The 24,258-nt window shown below is 65.8% G+C and carries 21 protein-coding genes and 1 pseudogene; 12 read left to right on the top strand and 10 right to left on the bottom strand.

All coding sequences use genetic code 11. The features are described from left to right. Positions 1–83: 83 nt before the first annotated feature. Both Sfulv_RS28570 and Sfulv_RS28565 read left to right on the top strand, forming a co-directional pair. Complete coding sequence (locus tag Sfulv_RS28570; RefSeq protein ID WP_179764374.1) at positions 84–872, top strand: SDR family NAD(P)-dependent oxidoreductase; 789 nt, start codon at positions 84–86, stop codon at positions 870–872. Positions 873–1,361: 489 nt separating this feature from the next. Then, positions 1,362–4,145 (top strand): helix-turn-helix transcriptional regulator, encoded by a 2,784-nt coding sequence (locus Sfulv_RS28565; RefSeq protein WP_173318305.1) that lies wholly within the window; start codon positions 1,362–1,364, stop codon positions 4,143–4,145. Between the two features lie 325 nt (positions 4,146–4,470). On the opposite strand, the pseudogene Sfulv_RS31770 reads toward Sfulv_RS28565, so the two are convergent. The 8 genes and pseudogenes from Sfulv_RS31770 to Sfulv_RS28525 form a co-directional block, all read right to left on the bottom strand. Beyond that, positions 4,471–4,666: pseudogene (locus tag Sfulv_RS31770) on the bottom strand (ISAzo13 family transposase); the annotation flags it as partial. Between the two features lie 112 nt (positions 4,667–4,778). Then, the gene (locus tag Sfulv_RS28560; RefSeq protein ID WP_173317293.1) at positions 4,779–5,132 is read right to left on the bottom strand and encodes a UBP-type zinc finger domain-containing protein; all 354 of its coding nucleotides are present in this window, start codon (positions 5,130–5,132) and stop codon (positions 4,779–4,781) included. Beyond that, positions 5,129–6,586: an ATP-binding protein gene (locus Sfulv_RS28555; protein WP_173317292.1), complete on the bottom strand. Its 1,458-nt coding sequence runs from the start codon at positions 6,584–6,586 to the stop codon at positions 5,129–5,131. Before Sfulv_RS28555 ends, Sfulv_RS28560 begins: the two co-directional genes overlap by 4 nt. Beyond that, entirely contained in the window at positions 6,583–8,259 is a 1,677-nt protein-coding gene (locus Sfulv_RS28550) for an NAD(P)/FAD-dependent oxidoreductase (RefSeq protein ID WP_173317291.1), read from the bottom strand. The genes Sfulv_RS28555 and Sfulv_RS28550 overlap by 4 nt, the downstream gene beginning before the upstream one ends. 32 nt (positions 8,260–8,291) lie before the next feature. After that, positions 8,292–8,765 (bottom strand): MarR family winged helix-turn-helix transcriptional regulator, encoded by a 474-nt coding sequence (locus Sfulv_RS28545; protein ID WP_246353274.1) that lies wholly within the window; start codon positions 8,763–8,765, stop codon positions 8,292–8,294. Between the two features lie 182 nt (positions 8,766–8,947). After that, positions 8,948–9,130 carry a (4Fe-4S)-binding protein gene (locus Sfulv_RS28535; RefSeq protein WP_173317289.1) on the bottom strand — a complete coding sequence of 61 codons (183 nt, stop codon included), beginning with the start codon at positions 9,128–9,130 and terminating at the stop codon, positions 8,948–8,950. Then, positions 9,130–9,450, bottom strand: a complete 321-nt coding sequence (locus tag Sfulv_RS28530) for a GNAT family N-acetyltransferase (protein WP_173317288.1) — start codon at positions 9,448–9,450, stop codon at positions 9,130–9,132. The genes Sfulv_RS28535 and Sfulv_RS28530 overlap by 1 nt, the downstream gene beginning before the upstream one ends. A gap of 80 nt (positions 9,451–9,530) precedes the next feature. Beyond that, positions 9,531–10,502, bottom strand: coding sequence for an alpha/beta hydrolase (locus tag Sfulv_RS28525; RefSeq protein WP_173317281.1), 972 nt, complete (start codon positions 10,500–10,502; stop codon positions 9,531–9,533). Positions 10,503–11,173: 671 nt separating this feature from the next. Between Sfulv_RS28525 and wrbA the strand changes: the two genes are divergently transcribed. The 6 genes from wrbA to Sfulv_RS28495 all read left to right on the top strand — a co-directional run bounded on the left by wrbA (position 11,174) and on the right by Sfulv_RS28495 (position 17,549). Beyond that, positions 11,174–11,776 carry an NAD(P)H:quinone oxidoreductase gene (gene wrbA / locus Sfulv_RS28520; RefSeq protein WP_173317287.1) on the top strand — a complete coding sequence of 201 codons (603 nt, stop codon included), beginning with the start codon at positions 11,174–11,176 and terminating at the stop codon, positions 11,774–11,776. Positions 11,777–11,914: 138 nt separating this feature from the next. Next, positions 11,915–12,871: a zinc-binding dehydrogenase gene (locus Sfulv_RS28515; RefSeq protein WP_218578078.1), complete on the top strand. Its 957-nt coding sequence runs from the start codon at positions 11,915–11,917 to the stop codon at positions 12,869–12,871. A 131-nt stretch (positions 12,872–13,002) separates the two neighbouring features. Further along, positions 13,003–13,476, top strand: a complete 474-nt coding sequence (locus Sfulv_RS28510) for a DUF5709 domain-containing protein (RefSeq protein ID WP_173318298.1) — start codon at positions 13,003–13,005, stop codon at positions 13,474–13,476. Between the two features lie 714 nt (positions 13,477–14,190). Further along, positions 14,191–15,807, top strand: a complete 1,617-nt coding sequence (locus Sfulv_RS28505) for a RecQ family ATP-dependent DNA helicase (protein ID WP_173317286.1) — start codon at positions 14,191–14,193, stop codon at positions 15,805–15,807. Positions 15,808–16,373: 566 nt separating this feature from the next. Then, positions 16,374–16,820, top strand: coding sequence for a nitroreductase family deazaflavin-dependent oxidoreductase (locus Sfulv_RS28500; protein WP_173317285.1), 447 nt, complete (start codon positions 16,374–16,376; stop codon positions 16,818–16,820). Positions 16,821–17,060: 240 nt separating this feature from the next. After that, positions 17,061–17,549, top strand: coding sequence for an ester cyclase (locus Sfulv_RS28495; protein WP_173317284.1), 489 nt, complete (start codon positions 17,061–17,063; stop codon positions 17,547–17,549). Between the two features lie 91 nt (positions 17,550–17,640). Here Sfulv_RS28495 and Sfulv_RS28490 read toward each other — a convergent pair whose 3' ends face one another. Together Sfulv_RS28490 and Sfulv_RS28485 are read right to left on the bottom strand one after the other, a co-directional pair. Then, positions 17,641–18,237 carry an HD domain-containing protein gene (locus Sfulv_RS28490; protein ID WP_173317283.1) on the bottom strand — a complete coding sequence of 199 codons (597 nt, stop codon included), beginning with the start codon at positions 18,235–18,237 and terminating at the stop codon, positions 17,641–17,643. 439 nt (positions 18,238–18,676) lie between these two features. Beyond that, positions 18,677–18,835 carry a hypothetical protein gene (locus tag Sfulv_RS28485; protein WP_173317282.1) on the bottom strand — a complete coding sequence of 53 codons (159 nt, stop codon included), beginning with the start codon at positions 18,833–18,835 and terminating at the stop codon, positions 18,677–18,679. A gap of 639 nt (positions 18,836–19,474) precedes the next feature. Here Sfulv_RS28485 and Sfulv_RS28480 point away from each other — a divergent pair. From Sfulv_RS28480 to Sfulv_RS28465, 4 genes are all read left to right on the top strand, one after another. Further along, complete coding sequence (locus tag Sfulv_RS28480; protein WP_173317281.1) at positions 19,475–20,446, top strand: alpha/beta hydrolase; 972 nt, start codon at positions 19,475–19,477, stop codon at positions 20,444–20,446. A 345-nt stretch (positions 20,447–20,791) separates the two neighbouring features. Then, positions 20,792–21,754, top strand: a complete 963-nt coding sequence (locus Sfulv_RS28475) for an SDR family NAD(P)-dependent oxidoreductase (RefSeq protein ID WP_173317280.1) — start codon at positions 20,792–20,794, stop codon at positions 21,752–21,754. 136 nt (positions 21,755–21,890) lie between these two features. Further along, positions 21,891–22,670, top strand: a complete 780-nt coding sequence (locus Sfulv_RS28470) for an MBL fold metallo-hydrolase (RefSeq protein ID WP_173317279.1) — start codon at positions 21,891–21,893, stop codon at positions 22,668–22,670. 257 nt (positions 22,671–22,927) lie between these two features. Then, positions 22,928–24,241 (top strand): MFS transporter, encoded by a 1,314-nt coding sequence (locus Sfulv_RS28465; protein WP_173317278.1) that lies wholly within the window; start codon positions 22,928–22,930, stop codon positions 24,239–24,241. Positions 24,242–24,258: the final 17 nt, after the last annotated feature.

Raw genomic sequence — 24,258 nt, 5'->3', positions numbered from 1 at the left:
CCCCACACGGGCCCAACGCTGCCCGTCTCGGGACTCTTTCCCCAATGCACCGTCAATTCTCACCGTGAACAGGATCAACAGTCATGCCATCTCTTCTCTCCGACCAGGTGCAACACGGACGTACCGCGTTCGTCACGGTGGCCGACATGGGTATCGGGCGCGCCATCGCGGAACGACTGGCCGAAGTGGACATGACGGTGTACCTGGGGAGCCGGACCGAGATGTCGGGCAAGGACGTCGAACAGGTCCTGCACGCAGCCGGGCGCGATGTCCATTCTGCAGTGGTCGACCCCGACGACATCGCTTCCCTCTGGCGCGTTGCAGAGCGCATCGAGCGGCACAGTGGACAACTGGACGTGCTGGTCAACGTCCTCGGGCTCACTACAGCGTTCTCGGTGGAGAAGACTGCGAGTCCAGACGACGACGTGCGAGCCGTTTTCGATGCGAACGTCAACGAATCCGTACGCGTGGTGTCGGTGACCGAGGCACTGCTGCCTCTGCTGCGTAAATCAGGAAGAGCGCGGGTCGTCAATGTCAGCAGCGCTTTCAGGTCCGGCGGACGCGTCCCTGCCCGTCTGCCCTCGGCAGTTGTCGAGGGCGGACTTCCCGAGGTCAGCGGCAGTGTGTCGCCAAGGACGGCCGTTGAGGCACTCACCCTTCAGTACGCCGGTCTGGCACGCCAGGACGGCGTCCTGGTGAGTGCAGTGTGTCTGGACGCCGAAGCAGGCGGCTTCGGGGACGGGCCCGACGCTTCTTTCGCACTGTTGCAGGCCGCATCCGTGCCGGTTCGTCTCGCGACGCTGGCGGACGGTGAACTCACTGCCACGTCCACGGACTGCGACGGAGTCCGTCTCGTCCTGTCGAACGAGTAGGCCCGGACGGCACTAGCACTGCACCGGCCGACTCCGGGCGGGCCATGACGTCCGTGAAGGCGGGAGCCTCGCCGACCTGGTCGGCGAGGACGAAGGCCCGTGACCGGCACCGGCCGTCGGCCACCGGGGGGGATCTTCGTGGTCGGCCCGCCGCGGGACCGACCGGAGGCATGGCCGTCCGGATCGAGCGGTGAACATTTCCCACGTGCCGTCGGCGGCTCATATCCTCAGCCGGTTGCAGACGCCCCACCGGTTGCCGCACCTCTCCGGCAGGTGCATGCACTGAGTGCCGGCCCGGAGCGCGAAGGCGATCGCGCCGGTCACCCCGCGGTGGCCCCAGCGCGTTCCCCACTCTCGACGGCACCTGCTGCCGATCGACCCCTCACCGCCGACGCCTCTCGGGATCCCCGGCGGAGTCGGACTGAATACGGCCGCTGACCAGCAAGCATAAGATGGGCTGACCGGCGGCTCAAGGAAATGAGGGCGGTGATGGTGGATCGGCGCAGGCGCAGCGCAGGCCACGGCGATGCCCAGAAGGTCGTGTTGCTCGGGCGGGACACGGAACGTGCCGTTCTTGATCGGATGCTTGCGGCCGTCGCCGCCGGTGAGAGCCGCGTGCTGGTAGTACACGGTGCGCCGGGAGTCGGTAAGTCGGCGCTTCTGCGCTACGCGGAGAGCTCGGCCGTAAACATGCGGGTGCTCAGTGCGGTCGGCGTCGAGTCGGAGATGGAGTTGGCATACGCCACACTGCATCAGCTGTGCGCTCCCTTGCTGATTCGACTGGATCAGCTTCCCGGACCGCAGCGTGCCGCGTTGGAGACGGTGTTCGGGATGCGGGCGGGGCCCCCGCCCGAACGGTTCCTGGTCGGGTTGGCGGTACTCACGCTGCTGTCGGACGCTTCGGAACAGAATCCCTTGCTGTGCATGATCGATGACGCACAGTGGGTGGACCAGGCATCGTTGCAGGTGCTGGGCTTTGTTGCCCGTCGTCTGCTGGCGGAGTCGGTTGCTGTCGTCTTCGGGGTGCGGGAGAGGTCTCAGGAACTGTTCGGGCTCTCGGAACTGAAGATCACCGGTCTCCGGGACACTGATGCGCACACCCTGCTGGACTCCGTCACGCACGGACGTCTCGACAGGCAGGTCCGCGACCGAATCGTCACCGAGACCAAAGGCAATCCTCTCGCCCTGCTGGAACTGCCGCGCGGACTGACCGTGACCCAGATGGCAGGGGGGTTCGGCCTGCTGCGCGCTGACACGCTGCCGGGCCGGATCGAGCAGAGTTTCCTGACCCGGATCGGTGCTTTGCCCGAACCTGCCCGGCTGTTGCTGCTGATCGCCGCGGCCGAGCCGGTCGGTGACCCTGTTCTGGTGTGGAGTGCGGCCAGCCGGCTCGGTCTGACCCCGCGGGAGACGCTCGTCGAGGGCATGCAGGAATGGCTGTCCTTGGATGCACGTGTCACGTTCCGCCATCCGCTCGTGCGGTCGGCGGTGTACCGGTCGGCATCGAGAGACAACCGCCGAGCGGTGCATCTGGCGTTGGCTGAGGTCACCGACCCGCAAGCCGACCCGGACCGGCGTGCCTGGCACCGGGCGTCCGCGGCGGCTTCACCGGATGAGTCCGTCGCTGCCGAGTTGGAACGGTCTGCCGACCGGGCGCAGGCACGCGGCGGGATGGCCGCCGCGGCGGCGTTCCTGCAGCGGTGTGTGGCGCTGACGGAGGACTCTTCACGGCGTGCCGAGCGCGCGGTGGCAGCTGCGGAAGCCACCCTGCAGGCCGGTGACCTCGATGTTGCCCGCAGGTTCGCCGAAGTTGCCGACCGGGCCGCCCAGAACGAGTGGCAGCGCGTCCGGACGCATCTGGTCCGGAGCCGGATCACGTTCGCGGCCGGTCTCAACCAGGAGGCGCCACCGCTGCTGCTGACAGCCGCACGGCAGCTCGAACCCTTCGACATGGACCTCGCACGCGAGACCCATCTGGTTGCGTGGGGTGCCGCGGCGCTGCTGGCCGTGCACTCCGACAGCCTGCGGGCGATCTCCACAGCGGCCAGGGAGCTTCCGGCACGGGCCGGGACACCGCACGCGCTCGATGTGGTGCTGGAGGGCTGTGCGCTGCTGGTCACCGAGGGGCGGGCCGCCGCTGCGCCGGTACTGCAGCGGGCGCTGGCGGCGCTGACCGATCTCCCGGCGAGCGAAATGCTGAACTGGGGGTGGGTGGCCAACGGTGTCAGCGCGGCTGTCTGGGACGACGGGGCCATGCGCGTACTGGTCGGCCGGGTCGTGGAGCACGTGCGGGCTGTCGGCGCCTTGACCGAGCTCCCGTTCTGCCTGACATCGCTGGGAATTGCGATCGCTTGGACCGGAGACTTCACCGCTGCGGCTTTGATCGTCGCGGAGATCGAGGATGTGTGCGCGGCGACGGGCGTACCCATCGCGCCGCATGTCGAGCTCAGGATGAGCGCGCTGCGAGGCCGGGTGGCCGAGTCCGAGGCACTGATCGCCGCCACGACCGAGGAGGCCGGCAGGAGCGGTCAGCTGATGGGAGTCACCGTCGCCCAGTGGGCGGCCGCGGTTCTGTACAATGGCCTGGGCCGATACGAGCAGGCAATGTCGGCGGCGCAGGTGTGCACCGGGATGCCCGAGCCGTGGGTTTCGGTCTGGGCGTTGCCCGAATTGATCGAGGCGGCAGTGCGTGGTGGTTACGGTGACGTTGCTCGCGCGGCGCTGCGGGATCTGGCCGAGGTGACGGAACCGTCGGGCACGGATTGGGCGCTTGGTGTACTCGCGCGCTCTCGGGCGCTGGTGAGCGACGACGCCGCGGAAAACCTCTACCGCGAGGCGATAGAGCGGCTGGGCCGGACAGAGCTTCGCCCGGAGCTCGCGCGCGCTCACCTCCTGTACGGCGAATGGCTGCGCCGAGATCGTCGGCGGGGCGAGGCACGAGAGCAGCTTCGAACTGCGTATGAGATGTTCGGGTCGATCGGGATGGAGGCGTTCGCCGAGCGGGCCCGCGGTGAACTCGTCGCCACAGGTGAGCGCATCGGCAACCGCTCGATCGAGACCTCGTCCGGTGAGGAACTGACGGCGCAGGAGCGGCAGATCGCGTTGCTCGTGCGGGACGGCCTGACCAACCCGGAGATCGGCACTCGGCTTTTCCTCAGTCCGCGAACGGTCGAGTGGCACCTGCGCAAAATCTTCGCCAAGCTCTCGATCACCTCACGCCGCCAGCTCAGGGACGTCCTGCCGCTCAGCGAGGCCGCGTCCACCTCAGAGTGACTTCACCTACCACACCAGCCACCGCCAGTACCAGGCACAGGTGTGTACGCTCGGCGTGCTGCGGTCTGCGGCGGGCATCCACCTGCTGTGCCCACGCCCCTCGGAGCCTGAGGCACCCCGCACAGCATGGGAACTCTCTCTCCTGATGTCGAACGAACGAGGCACTGGACCCCGAGGATCCGAGAACGAACCTCATGAAGCTTCCCGTTGATCGTGCACACCTGGAGACTGGGACCTGAGGTTCCGACCGAGCAGGCCAGGACGATCGAGGTCCCGTGAGAAGCCGAGGTCTTCTTCGCGGAGGAGAGCGACAGGTGAACGACACGGGGCGGCGGACCCGGCCCAGCGGTTCCGCCCCGGCTTCCCGCTCGTCCACGCCCTCGCGGACTGTGGTCTCGCTGATCCCGGCCGCCTGGGCGACCGCCCCGATCCCGCCGTGGCCCAGGATCCTGGGCCACGGCCCCCCTCAGCGGACGACGCCGCCGCTCATCCGGATGCGGGAACGACGCTGCGCACCTCAGGCCGGGTTGACCATGGACCTCGCCAGGTACGCGCCCACCGCACCAACGAGCCGAACCATGGGAAGCAGCACCTTGATCCTCTGCGAACCCCAGGGACATCGGACTCATTCATCTAGCGGTGGAGGAGCTCCACCCAGTTCGCCGGTACCCGTCCTGCCGGCCCTGGGGCCGGCTGCTCCTCGGGATGGCTTCCAGGCGGAGCCAGCAGAGGGCCGGACTCGCGCCCCTTGTTGGCGGCGTAGTCCCAGAACCACTCCTCTCCCGGTTCAAAGCTCTGGACCACCGGATGCCCTGTGGCCTTGTAGTGAGCAGTGGCGTGCTGCCCCTGTGAACTGTCGCAGCAGCCGACGTGCCCGCAGAGCGCACAGCGCCTGAGGTGGAACCACCAGCCATTCGTCGCCAGGCACTCAACACAGCCGGTGCCGCTCGGCGCGACGGTGGGATCGATTGCAGGGTTGCCGGTCATGGTGTCTCCTCAGTCGGATCGGGTTGAGTAGCGGTAAGCGGAAGCAGTACCTGGAAACGAGTATTGCCAGGAACGGACTTGACGCGGAGGCTTCCATGGTGCTTGTTGGTGACGATGCGCCATGAAATGTCCAGGCCGAGCCCGGTGCCCTCGCCTACTGGCTTGGTGGTGAAGAACGGGTCGAAGATCCGGTCGCGGATCTCGGCGTCGATACCGGTGCCGGTGTCCTGGATCTCCACGAGCAGTTGGTCGTTGGCGCGCGCGGTCCGCACAGTGAGCGTGCCGTCCCGGTCGGCGCCGTTCATGGCAGCGACCGCGTTGTCGATCAGATTGGTCCACACCTGGTTGAGTTCAGCGGGATGGGCGGGAACCTTCGGCAGCGTCTCGTCGTACTGTCTGACGACCGTGATCCGGGTTCCGATCTTGCTGTTCAGCATCAGAAGGGTGCTGTCGAGGAGCTCGTGTACATCGACCATACGGAAGGGTGCTCGGTCCAGCTGGGAGTACTGCTTGGCGGCGTCGATGAGGTGCGAGATGCGAGCGGTGGAGTCTGTGATCTCGTCCAGGAGCAGTTCGGTCTCGACGGTGGAGTGGAGCCAGCCGATCGCCGACGGCAGGATTCGTTCGTCCAGCATCGATTCAACGCGGTCCAGCCATTCGCTGTCCAGGCCGGCTTGGACGAAAGTGGGCGCCACCTGCCAGCTCTGCTCGATGCCGTGGTCCTCCAGCCACTCTGTGAGGGTGTCTTCCCGGTCGGCTGCTTGCAGCGGGCTGAGTGCCGGTGCCTTGGCCACGCGGTCGGCTGTCTGCTCCTGGAACCCGATCAGCTCCGCGAGTGCCTCTCGGATGAGAGGACTGTCGGTGACCGCAGCGAGCTCGTGGCGCATCCTGGCGATCCGTTCACGCAGTGAAGCGGCCGCCCGGGCGGCCGCGGCGGCCGGATTGTTCAACTCGTGGGTGAGCCCTGCGGACAACGACCCCAACGCCAGCAGCCGCTCTCGCTGCCCGATGGCCTGCTGCATGTTTTTCACCCCGAAGAACAGGCCCTCCAGCAGATGGACGGCCATGGGGAACCATTCCTGCACGATGCCGGCGAACGTGTCGGCCGGCAGCACGAAGAATCTGGTCGGTCCGGTGATGTGCAGAGTGTGGTTGTAGATCTGCGGCGTTCGGTCCCCGAGATATGCCTGCAAGGCACCCGCGTACACACCGGGTCGGCTGGTCCGGTTGACTTCTACGTCGTCCCCACCGACCCGGCGGGAGAGGACGACGGTGCCCTCAAGCAGTACGTAGAAACACGTCGCGGGTTGTCCCTCGGTGTAGATGACGCCTGGTTCGAACAGCTCCACCCGGCCTGCGGCGCAGAGCCGTCCCAGTTGCTCGGGCGTCAGCTTCTCGAACAGGAACAGTTGCCTGATCTCCTGGACGCTGCACGGCATGGGCCGCCTGCTCATGACTGCTCCAGGTAGCGGTGGACGAGCATGACGGCCATGGCACCCTCGCCGACGGCGGAGGCGACGCGCTTGGCGGATTCTGCGCGTGCGTCGCCCGCTACGAAGATGCCGGGGATGCTGGTTTCCAGGTGGTACGGCGGCCGGTCCAATTCCCAGTCGGCCGGAGGTCGTCCGTCAGGGGTGAGGTCGGGGCCGGCTAGGATGAACCCGCGCCTGTCCCGCAGCACGGTTTCGTTCAGCCAGTCGGTGCGCGGGGCTGCGCCGATGAAGACGAACAGCCACTGCGCGTCGACGATTTCGCTGTGGCCGGACTGCGTGTCGCGCAAGGTGAGCTGTTGCAGGTGTCCGGAGCCGTGGGCAGCCTCCACGACCGTGTCGTGGCGCACCTGGATGTTGGACGTCTGCTCAATCTGCTGGATCAGGTAATGCGACATTGATGCCGCCAAGGACGATCCCCGCACCAGCAGCGTCACCGACTTGGCGTTGCGTGCCAGGTGCATCGCTGCCTGACCCGCGGAGTTGGCGCCGCCCACGATGTACACATCGTGGCCTTCGCAGGAGGCTGCCTCGGTCAGCGCCGAACCGTAGAACACGCCGCAGCCGATCAGTTCGTCGGCGCCTGGGGCGGGAAGCTGCCGGTAGGACACACCTGTCGCGAGGATCACGCTGTGGGCGGTGATCGCTGAGCCGTCGGAGAAGCGCACGATGCGCGCCGCGCCGCTGGCCTCAAGCCCTGTCACCTCGCGTGTGGTGAGAACCTCGGCACCGAATTTAGCCGCCTGCCTGCGAGCGCGTTCGGTGAGCTGACCTCCGGAGACGCCGTCGGGGAAGCCCAGGTAGTTCTCGATCCGCGAACTCTGCCCGGCCTGGCCGCCGGTCGCCGAGCGCTCCACCAGCACTGTCCGCAGTCCCTCGGACGCGCCGTAGACGGCTGCGCCCAGGCCGGCCGGGCCGCCTCCGATGACAATCAGATCGTAGAAATCGGTGGCCGGAGTGGTCGCCAGACCCACCCTCGCGGCAAGCTCGCGGGTGTCCGGCTCGACCAGCAGCGTGCCGTCCGGGGTGACGACTACGGGCAGCCGCTGTCCGTCCTGGCCTGCAGCCGACAACAGCCGCTGCCCCTCGGGCTCATCGGCCGAGTACCAGCGGTAGGGCACCTGGTTGCGGGCCAGGAACTCGCGGGCTTCGGAGGAACGGGCTGACCAGCGGTGCCCAATCAGTTTGATGCTGGGCACCGGGCGATGGTCGCCCGTGTGCCACGCCTGGAGCAGGTCGTCCAGGACCGGGTAGAGCTTCTCTGCCGGCGGGTCCCAGGGTTTCAGCAGGTAGTGGTCGAGGTCGACGACATTGATCGCGTCGATCGCCGCGTTGGTGTCCGCGTACGCGGTCAGCAGTACACGCCGCGCACTCGGGTAGATGTCCATCGCCTGCTCGAGGAATTCGATGCCGTTCATCTGCGGCATGCGGTGGTCGGCCATGAGTACGGCCACCAGGTCGCCGCGGAGCTTCAACTCGCGCAGTGCCTGCAGTGCGGACTCGCCGGACTCCGCGCGCACGATGCGGTAGGTGGCACCGTAGCGCCGTCGCAGGTCCCGAGCGACAGCTCGGGAGACACCCGGGTCGTCGTCCACGGTCATGATGACAACTCGCGGTTTCTCGGTGGCCTGTGTCATTTTTCCCCCATGCAATCGGGCGGTAGAGGTGTTCAGGGCGCTTCAATATCGGCGCGAATCGCTTTGATGATGCAGTCGGTGATCGCCATGAGCAGAACTATTTGCCGGGGAGACAGATGACTGAAGAAGAGCCTACGGACTTCTTCGGCATGACGAGGAGCAGCTAAGGTGATTGGCCATCTGCCTTCCGGGGTCGCGGCAACGAGAATACCTCTCTTGTCGCCAGAACATTCTTTTCTGATGACAAGATCCCGTTTCTCCATGCGTCCGATCTGATGCGACAGCCGACTTTTTTCCCATACCAGACTGCTGGCCAAGTCGGATATACGCATCCATCCGTCAGGACCTTGCGTCAGCTCTGTCAGCACGGCGAAATCAGCTTCTGAAATACCGAACTCGCTCTGGATGGGGCGCGTAGTGCGACCGACCAGCAGGTCATTCATCAAGAGCAATCCGCGCCATGTCTGCATTTCGGTAGCCGACAGCGCGTACGTCTTCTTTTCCATGTGACCACCATACGAGACGATCAATCCACGTAGTCCCGCTATTCGAATTGTTCAGGACTGCTCCGCGCAGCGTCCGCTGTGGTCACAAAAAGGCTGGTTGCCTCGTCCCGCCCCCCGGCCAAGCGATACTGCAGAGCTCCGCTGGGGCAACGCCTCACCACTTCGGCAATGTCATCGGCCGACTAGGCGCCGACGTCGGTCCAGGGCCTACGTTCGACGTCGAATACCGTCGGCAGCCCTTTGATGCACTCCGTCTGGTGAAGGCAACGCCGCGCCTCGAAGCTGACCACTGTGCCAGCAGGCTTATAACGCTCGGATCCGGGTCGGCGTGTACGATCCGAAGGATCAACAGTCGGGAAGGACATCAGTCATTCACTTTGCTTCGACTCTTGTAGAGAAGGTCCCGGTACTCGGGGTGCCGGGCGATCCACCCCGTATAGAAGGGGCAGACGGAGAGCACGTCAAGACCGTCGGCGCGTGCTGTTTCCAGCGAGGAGCGCACCAGCGCCGTGCCAATTCCCTGCCCTTCGTAGCCTGCATTCACCTCCGTGTGCACGAAGGCGATGAGGCTCTTGGTGCGGATATATTCGGCGAAACCAGCCACTTTCCCGTCGACGAGCGCTTCGTATCTGTTCGCCTCAGTGCTGTCGACAATCTGTGCAGTATGCCTCTGCGTGTCGTCCATCTTGGTCCTCACCGATGATCGTTGGATGCCCCTGAGTGTCTGGCTCCAGGCTCGGGGTGTGGCTGTTTGGGTGTGGTGGTTCAGGGGGTGGTGTGGAGGGCTGTGTGGAGGGTGGCGGTGGCGAGGAGGACGGCGTGCTTGGCGGCTTCGGTGTCGTGGAGGGTGTGGAGCATGACGAAGTCGTGGACGATGCCGCCGAAGCGGGCGTTGGTGGCGGGGACGCCGGCCTGGCGCAGGCGGGCGGCGTAGGCTTCGCCCTCGTCGCGCAGGACGTCGGCCTCGGCGGTGATGATCAGGGCCGGGGGCAGGCCGGTGAGGTCTTCGAGGGTGGCCCGCAGGGGGGAGACGGTGATCTGGGCGCGTTCTTCCTCGCTGCGTGTGTACTGGTCCCAGAACCACTTCATGCCCTCGCGGGGGAGGAAGTAGCCCTCGGCGAACTGCTCGTAGGAGTCGGTGTCGAAGGCGGCGTTGGTGACGGGGTAGAACAGCACCTGCTTGACGAAGCGGACGTCGCCGCGTTCCTTGGCCAGCAGGGTCAGGGCGGTGGCCATGTTGCCGCCGACCGAGTCGCCCGAGACGGCGATGCGTGCGGGGTCGAGGTTCTTGTCGGTGCCGTTGGTGGTCACCCACTGCGCGACCGCGTAGCTCTGTTCGAGTGCGACGGGGTAGCCGAACTCCGGGGAGAGGTCGTACTCGGGGAAGACGACCGCGGCGTTCGCTCCGACGGCCAGGTCGCGCACGAGCCGGTCGTGGGTGTGCGCGTTGCCGAACACCCAGCCTGCGCCGTGGACGTAGAGGACGACCGGGAGGGTGGTGTTGGCCGAGCCGGCCGGGCGCACGATGCGTACCTTGACGCTGCCGGTGGGGCCGCCCAGTACCTCCAGCCACTCCTCGTCGATCTCCGGCTTGGCGATCGGGGCGTCCTGGACCTGGTCGACGGTCTTGCGGCCGTCCTGCGGGGTCAGCTGGTACAGGAACGGCGGCTGCGAGGTCGCGTCCACGAAAGCCTGCGCAGCAGGCTCCAGAGCGAGGTTGTGCGGGTTACCGGCCATGACGTACTCCCTGAACGATGTGAACTCGGAACACCCACAATCCTGGCCCCCCACCCCACCCGAAGCCCCTCGGATCAAGGCAGAAAACCCTCGGATCAAGACACGATCCATGTTCTGGCCTCGCCCAAGGCCCCGGAGCCGAGGCGGAGGCCCGGGGCCGGCTCCCTGCTCAGTTGGGGCTGACACAGAGATGGACGACCAAGCGTTGCAACGTCCTGTGCCTACTGTGCAAGTCGGCCAACGAGCGCGGGCCATGCCCGGTCACAGGTCACAGGCTTGAGACGGTGTCCTACATGATGATGCCGGCAGTGCTGTCCACCAGGGGGCGGGGGACATGGAGTGCGACCATGACTACAAGCTGAGGGCTGTCGGCCCGGGTTCCGCAACAGCGTGGATCAAGAGCGGCATCCGGGTGCCGGAGGCTTCGACCGTAGGGCCGGTACTGCCACGGTCCTGCGTGGTCGCGTCGTGGCCGACACAGAAGAGACGTCCTGATCCGTGGGGTTCCTGCCCATAACTGAGGGGCGTCGAGCAGATCAAGGATGCAGTCTGGTCAGGCCAGATGCCGGCCAACCCAACAAGTTCCAAGCTCGAAGAAGCACAGCACCGTAGTGCGGTGCCCGAGCCACGAACCGGCACAGATCCCCCCTCGCACACAGCAGGAGTCGACCATGGGTACTCGAGTTGCAGTGATCTTTTACAGCGCCACCGGCAACGTGCATCGACTTGCCCAGGCCGTGGCGGAGGGTGCAGCCAGTCGTAACGCGGATGTCCGGCTGCGCCGTGTGCCCGAGCTGGCGCCCGACAGCGCCATTGACGCCAACCCCGCCTGGCGCGTCCACGCGGACGCCACCAAGCACGAGGTGCCCGAGGCGACATTGGAGGACCTTGAGTGGGCCACGGCCTACGCTTTCGGCACGCCCACCCGGTTCGGCAATGTCGCCTCCCAGCTGAAGCAGTTCATCGACTCGACCGGTGGTCTGTGGCAGGCCGGCGTCTTCCACAACAAGCCGGCCACCAGCTTCACTTCGGCGATGAACCGTCATGGCGGTCAGGAATCCACGCTCCTCGCCCTGAACAACGTCTTCTACCACTGGGGCTCCATCATCGTGCCGCCCGGTTACACCGACCCCCTCCTGTTCGCGTCGGGCGGTAACCCGTACGGCACCAGCTGGCCCAGCGGTGGTGGCGAGGGTCCCGACGAGGCCACACTCGAGTCGGCTCGCTACCAGGGCCGCCATCTCACGGACATCGCCGACCGCCTCCGCGGCTGACCCGGTGCGCTGGGACCGCCGACTTCCAGAGCCGCATCTGCTGTGGGAGGAGGCGGGCCGGAGGCACCACCTCGGTACGTCTGCAGGCCAGTTGCCGGCCGAACGGCCGGCTGTTTGAGGTAAGAAAGAGGGTCGATCGTGGCCAAGATCATTCGCATACATGAGCACGGTGAGCCCTCGGTATTGAGGGTTGAGACAGCGGAGGTCGCGGAGCCGGGACCGGGAGAGGTGAAGATCAGGCAAGAAGCCGTCGGCGTGAACTTCTTCGACACGATGTTGCGTGACGGGCGCGTCAACGGTCCTCTTCCCATGGTGCTCGGTTCCGAGGGTTCAGGCGTCGTGGAAGCCGTCGGTCCGGGTGTGGCAGACATCCATGTCGGTGAGCGAGTTGCTTATTTCGCTTCCATGGGTGCCTACGCGAGCGAGCGACTGATTGACGCGAGTTCCCTCGTCGCGTTGCCCCAGGACATCAGCAATGAGCAGGCTGCGGCGTTTCTCGCCAAGGGCCTGACGGCATGGATGGGACTGCGCGCTCTCCATGACATCGCCCCCGGCGAGGTGGTGCTGGTGGCAGGTGCTTCCGGGAATGTCGGATCCATCCTGTCCCGTTGGGCGATGGCACTCGGCGCGACCGTCATCGGAGTGGCCGGATCGAGGGGCAAACTCGACAAGGTGCGAGCCGGCGCCCATCACGCCTTTCACTCTCAGGACCCGGAAGCTCTGACCAAGATACGGGCGGTCGCTCCGGAGGGTGTCGATGTCGTCTTCGACTTCGTCGGGCATGGCACGGCAGAACTGACTGCGGCGGCGGTACGGTCCGGCGGGAAGATCGTCGCCATCGGTGCCGCATCCGGGCAGTTGCAGACCGACGCCCTGGAAGTGACGCGACGCGGCATCGAGGTGGTGAGCGGAGGCGTTCAGGATCATGTGAACACAGCCACCGTCGGTGAAGCCTCAGGACAGCTGTTTCAGGCGATGCGGGACGGGCTCTTTCACGATCTCCGTGTCAGTCGCTACGCCTTCACCGACGTGTCCCGCGCTCACGCGGATGTCGCAGCCCGGAGGCTTACAGGCCTGCCTGTGCTTCGCGTCTGACGCATACGCCGGCCGCGACGAGCAGCGCCGGGTGAGCCGCACTCCTCACCGCGCACGCTGTCATGACCGTATTCCCTGTTACCTCATACGAGGCGGCCCTCGGGCCCTCGTTCGACGAAGGAGCAGCACTGATGATGGACGAAGGCATGGGAGATGACGTCTACCAGCCGGATGGGTCACAGCCCCAGGACGACACCGGCATTCTGGATGCTTTGGACACTCTGGACTACCGGGCTGGTGACGAGGCTCTCGACGAGGGGTACTCGCCCCCGGAGAAGCCGTGGGGTGTGGAGCACAGCGGCGTGACGGCGTCGGAACAGCGCCGAGGGGAAACTCTGGACGAGCGCCTCGCGGAGGAAGTGCCGGACGTCGGAGTACCTGCAGGTGATGGCATCGGAGATGTCTGGGACACGGACGGCGAGGCTCGCGACGAGGAGGTCGGTTACGAGCGGACTGGACGTCTCGTTGCACCCGACGAGGGAACGCGACAGAACACAGAGACCGACTTGCTAGCTTTCGATCAAGGGCTGGACGGTGCGGGCGCCTCGGCAGAGGAGGCCGCCATGCATCTCGTCCCCGATGCCGATACCTCCTCCGACTACTGAACCGACGTCGGCCTATCGTTTGCCGACCGACACGAAGGTCCGCCGGACTAGGCATCCGCGGCCGCCGGCAGCGAACACGGATGCAAAGGGCACAGCCACGCTGCGGGTCGGTGTACTGCCCCAGAGCTCGCGCCGGCTGTGAGGCGTCGTCCTCAGAAGAAGCATGCCCACCCGGCATGGCCGTGCTGTGCGGTGGCCGAGAGTTCAGCGTCACCGCCGGATATCGGCCGGCCGGTCCGGATGGATGACTACCGACCGCGCCCGAACCTGGTGGTGTCGGGGGCGTCCGAGGAGCCGGTCCGGGGGCGGCGTGGGAAACGTCAGGACGGCACGCGAAGAGCGGATTGATCACCATTGCAGCAGAGGCCGCGTCGCCGGCCGGGCAGTTCGTGCGGGAACCCCAGTGAGCCGGATCGCCGCGGCGTCATGCGCGTTGTCCTCGCGACTCCGCGTCCGGACGGTCCGGTACGTTCCCCGTGCCCGTCGACCCGGTTGCCGGCCGCCTGACTGTGGAACAGGCTCGCGGATCGCCGTCCCCCACCCCTTCCCCTGCAGCACAACGCGTACGACGGCTCCTTGCGCGTTCATGGCGAGCTGAGAGCGGGACGTGAAAGACCAACCGCATGCGGATGATCCGCTGACGGTTCGTTACAGAAAGGTACGGCTTGCTTCATGTCTGCATCGGGACGTACGGCATCCGCAGTAGCACGCTCATTGTTCGGCTTCACTCTGCGGCCGTCCCAGGAGCAGGCTGTCCGTGCGGTGGTCGAGGGCCGGGACACGCTCGCCGTGCTGCCAACTGGTAGCGGCAAGAGCGCGATCTATCAGGTTGCCGGGATGCTGATCGGAGGACTGACCCTGGTCGTCTCACCGCTCATCGCGCTGCAGCGGGATCAATTGCGATCCATCACGGGCCGGAATGACGCGTCGCGTCCCGTCAGGGCCGCCATGTTGAACTCGGCGCAGCCCGTTCGCGACCGGCGGAAAACCCTGGATCTCCTCGCCAGGGGTGAACTGGATTTCCTTCTCATGGGGCCTGAGCAGCTCGCGAACGCTGAGACCGCAGCCGCAGTTCGTACCGGAGCTCGTGCCGTCGGCCTGTTCTGCGTCGACGAAGCACATCTCGTCAGCGAGTGGGGCCAGGAGTTCCGGCCCGAATACCTGCGCCTGGTGGACGCTGTGACGAACCTGGGCAGTCCGCCGGTTCTCGCCCTGACCGCGACGGCCTCGCCTCCTGTCCAGTCGGACATCACCCGTCGCCTGGGCATGCAGACGCCGGAGGTGGTGGTCGGCGGCTTCGACCGGCCGAACATCTCGCTGACCATGCGCTATACCGAACCGGCCAGTACCGAACCGCAAGCAGTCGATGATCGCTGCGTCGACGTGCTCCTGCAGCAGGAGACCCCAGCTCTGGTATATGCCCTGACCCATGCCCGCTGCGAGGTTCTGGCCGATCGTCTGCGGCGCAACGGGTTGCGGGCAGCTGCTTACCACGGCGGCCTGTCCTCCGGCACCCGAGCCGGTGTTCAGGACGCCTTCTTCGCAGGGAACCTCGATGTTGTAGTTGCTACCAGCGCTTTCGGCCTCGGCGTGGACAAACCGGATATTCGGACTGTGGTGCATGCGGGTGTGCCTGCGAGCATCGACGACTACTATCAAGAGATCGGCAGGGCGGGCCGGGACGGGCAGCCGGCGTCAGCGATCCTGGTGCACGACGCGCGCACGATTCGCATTCCGCGCAGCCTCGCAGCGCGAACTCACCTGGGAGAGTCAACACTTCACCGCATTGTCGATGCCATGGAGAACGCGGGCTGCGAGATCACTGTCGCGGATTTGGCCCGGGCCGCCAACGTTTTTGCCCACAGCGTCAACCGCGTCGTCAACGAACTGGTGGACATGGGCATCGTCCAGGTTCGTGGTTTCGGCCACCAGCGCGCCCTTGAGCCGCGGCGTCAACCCTATAACTCAGCCGAATTGATCGGACAACTCCTCAAGCGGGACAAACGGCGTCAGGCGATATTGGCGAGTCGCCTTGATGCGGCTCGCCACTACGCGGAAACCACGCGCTGCCGACGGGCGGAAATGCTCGCGTACTTCGGTGAAACCTACACAGCGCCTTGCGGCAACTGTGACAACGACCACGCGCCGGAAAGGACTCCCACGCACCGCCCAGTCGTCGTCGACGGCGGCGCTCCCGTACAGCACCGGCTCTGGGGAGAGGGACATCTCCTCAGCCAGGACAACCACGAACTCCTCGTCTACTTCTCAAGCGTCGGCTACAAACACCTCACCCCATCGGTTCTGGCATCCGGGATTCTGCAACAAGCCTGACCCCTATTCGCTTGCGGATCCCGGGGTCTGATCTGGCAGGTCTCTTCATCGGGCGATCGTACGAAACTGGTATCCAGTCGACTTCGGCGACCTGCTGGTTGGGGGCCCTCACCTGCCGCGCGAGCGTGAGCACCGTCTGGGCCGCGGGCTTCTCGCCGGACAGGCGGGTGTGCTGGCATCCAGCAGCCTCCAGAGCGGTCTCGGCGAGCCGGGCGCGCAGCCGGTTGACGGCACGGGTGCGGCCGGCGGCCGGGCTCTGCACGTCGGCTCATCAAACGAAGAGAGGCGCTTCGAACCGCTCACGACCGAGGGTGTGGACCAGCTTGACCGCGGAGAGGTTCCGAGTGCCTGTGGTCCTACTGAACTCGACGACCGCCCGCCTCCGCGACACCACCGATTCGCGTCATCGACCCGATCGGACGAGCGATACATGTAAAGGTTGTGTTTGTTGCTGCGCAAAACCAATACGCCATCGAGATACATGGCAACATACACGTGGTTCGGCACAACCGTGCCGGACGATGAGTGAAGTTACGGACGAGCACTGCACAGACGAGGAGAGTCAGATGCCGCTATCAGGCGAGTACGAACCCAGTCCCGAGCCCTGGGTGCGCGAGCAGGTCGAACTCTACGAGAGCTCCGGTGGCAAGGAGGGGACCACCCTGCGCGGCGAACCGGTGATCCTGCTGACGACACGTGGCGCGAAGAGCGGAAAGATCCGCAAGTCCCCCCTCATGCGCGTAGAGCACGAGGGACGCTACGCCGCCGTCGCGTCGCTGGGAGGGGCGCCAAAGCATCCGGTGTGGTACCACAATCTTGTTGCCGACCCCCGGGTCGAGGTTCAGGACGGTCCGGACCGCTGGGACATGAAGGCACGCGAGATACACGGCGAGGAAAAAGCCCTGTGGTGGGAGCGCGCGGTTGAGGCGTGGCCCGACTATGCGGATTACCAGGCGAAGACCGACCGTCAGATTCCAGTCTTCGTACTGGAACCGGTGCCTGAGGGCCACTGAGCCGCTCCGCCCGGAAGTGGTCCGCCCCGGTCTCCACCGCACGGCCAAAAGATACATGGGCCGGACGTCCGGCCAAGCGCACAATCTGGTACTCGCCTCGCGATGCGGTCGAAAAGTGGCATCATTAGCAATTTTCTGACGCTCTGTCAGATAGAAGGTCCAGCTCAATACCCGGCGGTGATTCCGCCGGGCGTTCGCCGGCAGTGCCCTCAGAAGTCGCGGTTGCCGACAGCTGCTCGGATGGACCCGCACACCGTCTGCGCATCCGCCTGTCGACATGTCGACCCAGATACGAAATGCGAGAACGCTTTGCTGAACAAATACGACGAATACCGATCTCTGTATCTTTCTTATCTGGAGCGCTGCAATGAGCATGATTTCGATGGTATGGCTTCGTTCTACACTCCGACAATCAAAATCAACGACCTTCCGATGAATCCGAAAGCTGTTGCAGCACAGTTCGCCCCGGTAACCGCTGCGTTTCCCGACTGGCACTGGGAGGCGCGCAGTATTGCCATCGACGGAGAGCTGATCGCGGTGCACTTCGAAGTTACCGGTACTCATCTCGGGTCATTCCGAGGAATCTCGGCCACCGGCCGCCGGGTGCGTATCAAGCAGTTCACATTTTACCGCCTTGAAGACGGCAAAATCGCCGAGGTGTGGGATCATGCTGATATGGATAAAGCATTGAGGCAAATCGAAGCGAGCGAAGGCAGCGCGCCTACGTAACCGTCAGGTTATCGCTTGGGCAGCCAGCCGTACACTGTGTCTGCTGGGTATGCCCCTCTGATGAGGGCGGCCCGTACGAGCGGCATCCGAATCAGAACGCCTCGTTCACGCCTGTGTTCTCGGGGTTGGCCAGGTGGGCAGCCAGCAGGCCGCCTGGCCAACTGGATGCTGGGGCTTTGCTGGGGCACCTCACGGCTTGCGAGACGACAGCGTCGCCGAGCACGATTTCAATGCCGGCGCGAGGGAATTTTTGAAGGGAAAAGCGGAGTTCTTCATCGACTTCGCTCGCGGTGCTGCCGAAATCAACTGTAACTCCCAGCCGAACGAGCCGGGTCAGCGGCCCCATTCTTTCGGCAAGACCTGGAGAAGTGTGCAGGGCGATGGCTTCCCATACTTGTTTGCGTAGCGTGGGGTGAAATTCGCGTTCGGCCAGGAAGTTCGAAGCCGCATCAGCCCCTTCGACTTCGAACCTTTGCGGCCCGTCATAAGCTGGCGCTGTGCCAGCATCATGGAAGAGGCATGCGACGGCCAATGCCTCGCGCTCCTCCGTCGCAAGTGAAAGTCGACCGGCAGCTCTATCGGCTATCAAGTAGACACGGATGCTGTGGTTCAAGATCGCGGGGTGCAGCAGACCTCGCACGTGTTCGTATGCTGCTTTCCCCGCGGATCCATTGAATATTTCGTCCATACAGGCCAACCTATCCGGCTATCCATTACGCACAGTCTCCCTCACTGATACCATGCGCGGCAACTGCCGAGCATATAACCGGCGTTCACGGACAGCGGGCGATGGGTATCGCGGTGTGCCCCCTGACTGCCGTGGCGCTGAACATGATACGTGGCGAGTCGAAGCAACGTCTGTCAGCCATGGAGCTCATGACACGATCATGTGTGGGTGTTCTTGAGCCATTGCCAGCAGGTGAGGCCACAGGCCAACGAGAAGAATGCCTCGTGGAGTTCGGGTCTACGATCTCCTCGGACGGGAGCCGTTTGAACGGGTGAAGCAGGACGAAGGTCCGCTCGGCGACGTAGCAGAGCCCGCCCAGGCCCTTGATTTCGAGGCACCCTCTCGGGAGATCACCGACAGGGTCCGGCGGCGTCGTAGGTCACGGCGCACGGCCTTCAAATCATACGCCGTGTCGCCCAGGACGGCCTTGGGGCGGCGTCGAGGCCCGTTCCGGCCGTCCGGCGACGGGCGGGATGCCGTCGGCGAAATAGAGGGTCTGAGTGAGGTCGTTGACGTCGGCGGCGATGGTGAGGAGATGCAGCGGGATGCTTGCCGTCACAGATCGGATGGTGTCTGCTGTCCTCTTCCGCCGGTCGGCCGGCGACGGACCGGTCGCGGCTCGCCCATTCTTCCGCGCGGACGTGGGAGTCGTCCACGCCCGCACATGACCAGTCGAGTGCGCCGGCCGCGTGCAGCTCCGTGAGCAGGATGCGGTGCAGCTGCTCGAAGGCTCCGGCCCGCTGCCGACGGTCCAGGCACCGCCGGCAGGTCTGCCCGGACCAGAACCTCTTGCCGGAGGGAGGAGTTGCTGGACGACGTCCTGGTGCAGGACGTACAGAATGCCCTGCAGACACCGCCGGTCATCCACCGCCTCCGACCCGGGCGACCGCTCCGGCCGCAGCGGCAGCAGCGGCAGCAGCGGTTCAACTCGCGCCCGCAAGCCGCCGTCCACCATCCACGACCGAGTCGCCGCACACCACGAACAGCCGAACCATCACATCGGTCACGCCCGGCCAGGACACCTCGACAAGATTCCGTGGAGACCTCTTAGGACTTCCTTTCGAAGCCCCTGGTGTGTTCAGAGATGAGCGATCGTGTCTTGATCCGAGGGTTTTCTGCCTTGATCCGAGGGGCTTCGGGTGGGGTGGGGGGCCAGGATTGTGGGTGTTCCGAGTTCACATCGTTCAGGGAGTACGTCATGGCCGGTAACCCGCACAACCTCGCTCTGGAGCCTGCTGCGCAGGCTTTCGTGGACGCGACCTCGCAGCCGCCGTTCCTGTACCAGCTGACCCCGCAGGACGGCCGCAAGACCGTCGACCAGGTCCAGGACGCCCCGATCGCCAAGCCGGAGATCGACGAGGAGTGGCTGGAGGTACTGGGCGGCCCCACCGGCAGCGTCAAGGTACGCATCGTGCGCCCGGCCGGCTCGGCCAACACCACCCTCCCGGTCGTCCTCTACGTCCACGGCGCAGGCTGGGTGTTCGGCAACGCGCACACCCACGACCGGCTCGTGCGCGACCTGGCCGTCGGAGCGAACGCCGCGGTCGTCTTCCCCGAGTACGACCTCTCCCCGGAGTTCGGCTACCCCGTCGCACTCGAACAGAGCTACGCGGTCGCGCAGTGGGTGACCACCAACGGCACCGACAAGAACCTCGACCCCGCACGCATCGCCGTCTCGGGCGACTCGGTCGGCGGCAACATGGCCACCGCCCTGACCCTGCTGGCCAAGGAACGCGGCGACGTCCGCTTCGTCAAGCAGGTGCTGTTCTACCCCGTCACCAACGCCGCCTTCGACACCGACTCCTACGAGCAGTTCGCCGAGGGCTACTTCCTCCCCCGCGAGGGCATGAAGTGGTTCTGGGACCAGTACACACGCAGCGAGGAAGAACGCGCCCAGATCACCGTCTCCCCCCTGCGGGCCACCCTCGAAGACCTCACCGGCCTGCCCCCGGCCCTGATCATCACCGCCGAGGCCGACGTCCTGCGCGACGAGGGCGAAGCCTACGCCGCCCGCCTGCGCCAGGCCGGCGTCCCCGCCACCAACGCCCGCTTCGGCGGCATCGTCCACGACTTCGTCATGCTCCACACCCTCCACGACACCGAAGCCGCCAAGCACGCCGTCCTCCTCGCCACCGCCACCCTCCACACAGCCCTCCACACCACCCCCTGAACCACCACACCCAAACAGCCACACCCCCAGCACATCGGCACAGGGAATGGCTTCGGCAGCACATTGTGCGAACCGGGCTTCGTGAGGTCGCGTACGCGCACCCGTGCCACCGGCTCGACGACTGACGCGGGTTCCGCAAGGGCCGGCCCGACTGAGGGATGCAGTCGGGCCGGCCGGCAAGTCGGCGACCTCCTCGCGGCCGGATATGGCTGCCCATGGTTTTGCGACTCGCGCGCGGCTTGGACGATCGCATATGTCTGCTGGACAGTCGGCCGTGGATCGCTCACAGGGGCGCCAGTAACTTCGGATGCGTCAGCATGCCCATGTTTCTCCCAGGAGTTCCTTGTGAACGCTTCATCTCGGATCACGACTCCCTTTGCCCCCGGTGCGACTGCCCTTGAAGTGATCGACGGTGTCGATCTTGCAGGGCGTCGTGCCGTGGTCACCGGCGGCACCTCTGGCATCGGTGCGGAAACCGTCAGAGCCCTTGCCCTGGCCGGTGCGGAGGTCATCGTGGCCACCCGACGCCCAGAGACGGCGGGGCTGCTTGCCAGCGAACTGTCCCGTGTCCCGGGTGCCGGGCCCGTGCGCGCCCAGGCGCTCGAACTGTCCGACCTCTCTTCTGTGCGCAATTTCGCCGAGGGGTGGCAGGGGCCGTTGGACATCCTCGTAGCCAACGCCGGAATCATGGCCCTGCCGCAGCGGGTGACCAGCGCAGAGGGCTGGGAAATGCAGCTGGCCACCAACTACCTGGGGCATTTTGCGCTGGCGACCGCGCTTCTGCCGTCGATGCAGGCATCGGGTTCGGCCCGCATGGTGATCGTAAGTTCGGGAGCACACCGCGCTTTCCCTCTCGACTTGGCAGACCCGCAGTTCGAACAGCGGCCCTATGATCCGTGGGCAGCTTACGGACAGTCCAAGTCGGCTGATGTCCTCCTCGCTGTTGGCGCGCGTCGCTGGTGGAGTGAGGGCATCACGGCCAATGCGGTCAACCCCGGTTACGTGCTGACCAACCTGCAGCGGCATCTCGACGACGACACCATGCGGTCCTTCGGTGTGATGGACGACGACGGCAAGGTGAAGCCGTTGCCCTACTACAAGACCCCTCCGCAGGGAGCTGCCGGATCGGTGCTGCTTGCGGCGTCCCCCTTGGTGGCCGGCGTGACCGGCCGCTACTTCGAGGACAATCAGGAGGCCGCGGTCGTCTCGGGCGACAAGGGTGAGGCCAGCGGCGTCGCCGCGCACGCCGTCGATCCGACGGTCGCAGACCGCCTGTGGGACTACGCCACTGACGCCATCTCGCGATAGGGCGCGCGCACCTGTCTGCGCCCTCGCTGTACCGGGCTGCTTCCGACCGAATCGGCGGCAGTCTTCACCTCACCGGCGCGGTGATCACGCAGATTGCCGCTCTCTCGTCTGTGCGGGCTTCAACCAAGAGGAAAATATGTACCACAAATTCCGATACAGCGATATTGTCCGCATAAGCGATGAGGTGTACCTGGTATCAGGCAGCAATACCAACTGGGTGGTGGTCAAGGAGGGGGACAGCGCGACCCTCATCGACAGCGGCTACCCGGCCGACTACGAGCGGCTGCTCGCCTCGCTGGTCGCCATCGGGCTGCACCAAGGCGCCGTGAAAGCCCTGTTGGTCACTCATGCCCACAATGACCACATAGGGGCAGCCGAGCGCCTGCGAGTCTTGCACGACGTTCCTGTTCTCATGCATGAGGAAGAGGTTCCGCATGCGCGCCGGGACTTTCTGCAACAGGTGTCCACCGGTCAGGTCCTCTCACAGGCTCTGCGCCCCGGCGTCCTGCCCTGGGCGTTCCATGCGCTCCGAGCCGGCGGGACCTACCACGTGCCCGTCCTTGGTCCGCGCCCCTTTCCCGCGCCCGGCCCTCTCGATCTTCCGGGAGCTCCCATCCCGATCCACACACCGGGACACACGCTGGGGCACTGCGTCTACCACCTGCCCAACAGCGGCGTGCTTGTCAGTGGTGACGCCCTGGTGACCGGCCACCCGACCTCTCAGCTCACCGGCCCCCAGCTGCTGCCCGACATGTTCCACGCGGACCGCGAGCGGGCCCTCACGTCCCTGGTCGTGCTTGGGGGAATCGACGCCGACACCATTTTGCCAGGGCATGGGCCGGCGCATTACGGGAGTGTGAAGGATGCGGCTGCCCAGGCCCTGCAGCGGGCCGAACCCAACGCCGTGTTCGGCTGAGCGGTGGGGCCCGGAGAGACAATGCTGGACCGTCTCGTCAGCCGCATGCGCCGCCCCGGCCCCGTCCGACAACACTTCTCGATGAGACCTGTCCGGCCCGCAGCTGTGGCCTGTGCGGGATCGCCGCGGACAGTCCCTCCAGGGCATCGCCGAAAGTCGATGCCGGACCGGGCAGCGCAAGCGCCGTCCCGAAGCAGCTGTACCTGTCCGCCGCGCTCGCCGCCTGCGGCGAAATCTTCCTGACGAGGAGCCCATCGGTGTCCCAGCAAAAGCCCGAACCGCCACCTGCCGGCCCTCCGGCGGAAGATGGCCGCCACCCATTGGTCGTCCAGCATGCCAGAAGCACCCTGCCTGCCTGCCGTGGTTCGCACGAGGCCACCCCGCTGGCCCCTGCGGCCGGGGACGGGCGCGGCAGGTGGATCGCCGTGGGCTCGGTGGCTGCCGCGTCCTTCGCGCTCGTCCTCTCTCAATTCGTCATGGTCGCTGTCCTGCCCGACGTCATGGAGCAGTTCGATGTCTCGGCCGGCACAGCGGGCCTGACCCTCGTCCTGCCCGGTCTTCTCGCCGCTGTGGCCGCACCCGTTCTCACGCTGGCCTTCGGGCAGCTCGACCGGCGTGTTGTCCTGTGGGGTCTGACAGCGATCATCGCCCTGTCGGACGTGATCGCGGCCCTCGCCCCCAATTTCGGCACTCTCATGGTCGCCCGTCTGGTGCTGGGCGGCGCGATCGGCGCCTTCTGGACAATGGGAGTCGGCGTGGGCCGTCGGCTGGTAGCGCCGGCCCAAGTGACGCGAGCCACCTCATTGGTGATGGCCGGTATCTCCGCCGGCACGGTGGTGAGCCTGCCGCTGGGCAACCTCGTTGCCCAGTACTGGGATTGGCGATCGGCTTTGGCCGCCACGAGCGTACTGAGCGTCTCGGTCCTGCTGGTTCAACTGCGTGTCCTGCCGAAGATGCCCGCTGCGGGCGCCCTGCACATCGGGGATGTCTTCGGGCTGCTGCGGAGTCCGAAGGCCCGGGTCGGGTTGCTGCTGTCTGCACTGCTCTTCTTCGCCCACTTCGGGGCCTATACCTTTGTCTCGTCATTCCTGACGGAGCAGGCCGGATTTTCCACGACGACCGTCGGCGGACTCCTGCTGCTCTACGGTGTCGCGGGGTTCATCGGCAACTTCGCGGCCGGAGCCACGCTCGACCACAGTATTCCCGCCACGCTGGGCACCGCAGCGGCGGTGCTGGCGGCGTCGGTCCTCGTCCTCGGGCAGTGGCACTCCCAGCCCGCGGCCGCCGTTGCACTGTTCCTGTGGGGCATCAGCTTCGGAGCCATCCCCATCTCCCTGCAGACCTACATGATGCGCGGGACCACGGCAGAGGCCGGGCTCGCACTGTTCGTTACCGTCAGTCAACTGTCCCTGGCGACGGGCTCCTTCGTCGGAGGCATGTTCGTCGACCGTTTCGGATTGCCGACCGACTACACCCTCTTCGCCGTCCCTGCGGTCATAGCCGTTCTGATCGCGGCCACACGACTGCGTCATCACACCCAGGGATGGGCAGTGTCGCGCCCGGACGTGTAGTCGGCGTAAGGGCACCC

Source organism: Streptomyces fulvorobeus (genome assembly GCF_013167895.1).
GTDB classification, from domain to species: domain Bacteria; phylum Actinomycetota; class Actinomycetes; order Streptomycetales; family Streptomycetaceae; genus Streptomyces; species Streptomyces fulvorobeus.
Note: the sequence above shows the minus strand (reverse complement) of the source record. Positions and strands in the feature narration are given on the sequence as shown.